This is a genomic window from Cypionkella aquatica (genome assembly GCF_030161095.1).
Taxonomy (GTDB): Bacteria; Pseudomonadota; Alphaproteobacteria; order Rhodobacterales; family Rhodobacteraceae; genus Cypionkella; species Cypionkella aquatica.
Genome location: NZ_BSPP01000030.1, coordinates 2,501 through 5,754 on the forward strand (window position 1 = coordinate 2,501; position 3,254 = coordinate 5,754).

Below are 3,254 nucleotides of genomic sequence, written 5' to 3' on the forward strand. Positions count from 1 at the left end.
GAGCCGGGAATAGGCTTTGATCCATGGATGTCCGAATGGGGAAACCCACCTGATATTCTGTTATTTCTATGCTTCGGCATAGCGAATAATGGGGTAAGCCAGGTACTTTTACCCTGAATACATAGGGGTTTAAGAGCAAACCCGGGGAACTGAAACATCTAAGTACCCGGAGGAAAGGAAATCAAGAGAGACTCCGCTAGTAGTGGCGAGCGAACGCGGACCAGCCGAGCCTCGAAGAGTGAGCAGAATGCACTGGAAAGTGCAGCCATAGTGGGTGACAGCCCCGTATGCGAAGCTTTAGAGGACATATTAAGTAGGGCGGGACACGTGAAATCCTGTCTGAAGATCGGGGGACCACCCCCGAAGGCTAAGTACTCCTTACTGACCGATAGCGAACCAGTACCGTGAGGGAAAGGTGAAAAGCACCCCGACGAGGGGAGTGAAACAGTACCTGAAACCGAACGCCTACAAGCAGTCGGAGGGACCATGAGTCCTGACGGCGTACCTTTTGTATAATGGGTCAACGACTTAGTCTCACAAGCAAGCTTAAGCCGCTAGGTGTAGGCGCAGGGAAACCGAGTCTTAAAAGGGCGAATGAGTTTGTGGGATTAGACCCGAAACCAGGTGATCTAGCCATGAGCAGGATGAAGGTCAGGTAACACTGACTGGAGGTCCGAACCGACACCCGTTGAAAAGGGTCCGGATGACTTGTGGCTAGGGGTGAAAGGCTAATCAAACCTGGAGATAGCTGGTTCTCCGCGAAAGCTATTTAGGTAGCGCCTCGGACGAATACCATTGGGGGTAGAGCACTGCATGGGTGATGGGGGCCCACAGCCTTACTGAGCCTAAGCAAACTCCGAATACCGATGAGTACTATCCGGGAGACACACATCGGGTGCTAACGTCCGGTGTGAAGAGGGAAACAACCCTGACCTGCAGCTAAGGCCCCTAATTCGTGGTTAAGTGGGAAAGCATGTGGGACGGCCAAAACAACCAGGATGTTGGCTTAGAAGCAGCCATCATTTAAAGATAGCGTAACAGCTCACTGGTCTAGATAAGCTGTCCTGCGGCGAAGATGTAACGGGGCTCAAACCACGAGCCGAAGCTCAGGATGCATAGCAATATGCGTGGTAGCGGAGCGTTCTGTGATATAGGACGCTGTGTATTTGCATTCGGTTTACTGAATGCAGAGTACACAATGTGCTTTCTGTGAAGCCGGGCTGTAAGGCATCCGGTGGAGAGATCAGAAGCGAGAATGTTGACATGAGTAGCGATAAAGAGGGTGAGAGACCCTCTCGCCGTAAGTCCAAGGGTTCCTGCTTAAAGCTAATCTGAGCAGGGTAAGCCGGCCCCTAAGGCGAGGCCGAAAGGCGTAGTCGATGGGAACCACGTTAATATTCGTGGGCCAGGAGGAAGTGACGGATCTCAAAGATTGTCTGCCCTTATCGGATTGGGTGGGCCGTTCAGAGGTTCCAGGAAATAGCCCTCCATCAGACCGTACCCTAAACCGACACAGGTGGACTGGTAGAGTATACCAAGGCGCTTGAGAGAACCACATTTAAGGAACTCGGCAAAATGCCTCCGTAAGTTCGCGAGAAGGAGGCCCTATTCTTAGGCAACTAGGGGTAGGGGGCACAAACTAGGGGGTGGCGACTGTTTACTTAAAACACAGGGCTGTGCGAAGCCGTAAGGCGACGTATACAGTCTGACGCCTGCCCGGTGCTGGAAGATTAAGAGGAGGGGTGCAAGCTCTGAATTGAAGTCCCAGTAAACGGCGGCCGTAACTATAACGGTCCTAAGGTAGCGAAATTCCTTGTCGGGTAAGTTCCGACCTGCACGAATGGCGTAACGATCTCCCCGCTGTCTCAAATGTGGACTCAGCGAAATTGAACTGTGTGTCAAGATGCACACTACCCGCGGTTAGACGGAAAGACCCCATGCACCTTTACTCCAGCTTTGCACTGGTATCAGGATTGTGATGTGCAGGATAGGTGGTAGGCATCGAAGCGGGGACGCTAGTCTTCGTGGAGCCTCCCTTGAGATACCACCCTTCGCCATCTTGATATCTAACCGCGGCCCGTTATCCGGGTCCGGGACCCTGCATGGTGGGGAGTTTGACTGGGGCGGTCGCCTCCCAAATTGTAACGGAGGCGCGCGAAGGTAGGCTCAGACCGGTCGGAAATCGGTCGTTGAGTGCAATGGCATAAGCCTGCCTGACTGCAAGACTGACAAGTCGAGCAGAGACGAAAGTCGGTCATAGTGATCCGGTGGTCCCAAGTGGGAGGGCCATCGCTCAACGGATAAAAGGTACGCTGGGGATAACAGGCTGATGATGCCCAAGAGTCCATATCGACGGCATCGTTTGGCACCTCGATGTCGGCTCATCTCATCCTGGGGCTGGAGCAGGTCCCAAGGGTACGGCTGTTCGCCGTTTAAAGAGGTACGTGAGCTGGGTTTAGAACGTCGTGAGACAGTTCGGTCCCTATCTGCCGTGGGTGTAGGAGACTTGAGAAGAGTTGCCCCTAGTACGAGAGGACCGGGGTGAACGGACCACTGGTGGACCAGTTATCGTGCCAACGGTAGTGCTGGGTAGCTATGTTCGGACAGGATAACCGCTGAAGGCATCTAAGCGGGAAGCCCCCTTCAAAACAAGGTCTCCCTTGAGAGCCGTGGAAGACCACCACGTCGATAGGCCAGAGATGTAAGAGCAGTAATGCTTTCAGTTGACTGGTACTAATTGCTCGATAGGCTTGATTTGATCCAGTAACAGCAAGGTCAGAAATGATCAGGCAACTGGGTCGTATGTCAAAACAACAATGACATGTCAAAAGCACATACTAAGTAGACTAAACTTGGAACAACACTGATGTTTGCTGCACTCTAACGATCCCATCGGGGTCCCGGATCAAGTCCGGGACTGCGCTGAGGATCGAAAGATCCGCAGCTTGTCTCTTCTTTGGTTTGGTGGACATAGCACGAGCAAAACACCCGATCCCATCCCGAACTCGGCAGTTAAGTGCCGTAGCGCCAATGGTACTGCGTCTTAAGACGTGGGAGAGTAGGTCACCGCCAAACCTAACAAGACACAATCTCTCAATACGATCCCAAAAACTCAGCACAATAAATTCCAAACGCTGAGTAAATGTTCCCTCAAAACCAAACGGGAACAACCGTCGCGGGGTGGAGCAGCCCGGTAGCTCGTCAGGCTCATAACCTGAAGGTCACAGGTTCAAATCCTGTCCCCGCAACCAAAA

At 52.7% G+C, this 3,254-nt stretch carries 1 tRNA gene and 2 rRNA genes (1 of these 3 cut by a window edge); all 3 read left to right on the forward strand.

The features are described from left to right. A 23S ribosomal RNA gene (locus tag QQJ98_RS19795) occupies window positions 1-2,758 on the forward strand; it begins 83 nt to the left of the window's first position. A gap of 202 nt (window positions 2,759-2,960) precedes the next feature. Then, window positions 2,961-3,075: ribosomal RNA gene (gene rrf / locus QQJ98_RS19800) — 5S ribosomal RNA — on the forward strand. A 99-nt stretch (window positions 3,076-3,174) separates the two neighbouring features. Then, window positions 3,175-3,251: transfer RNA gene (locus QQJ98_RS19805), tRNA-Met, on the forward strand. Window positions 3,252-3,254 lie beyond the last annotated feature (3 nt).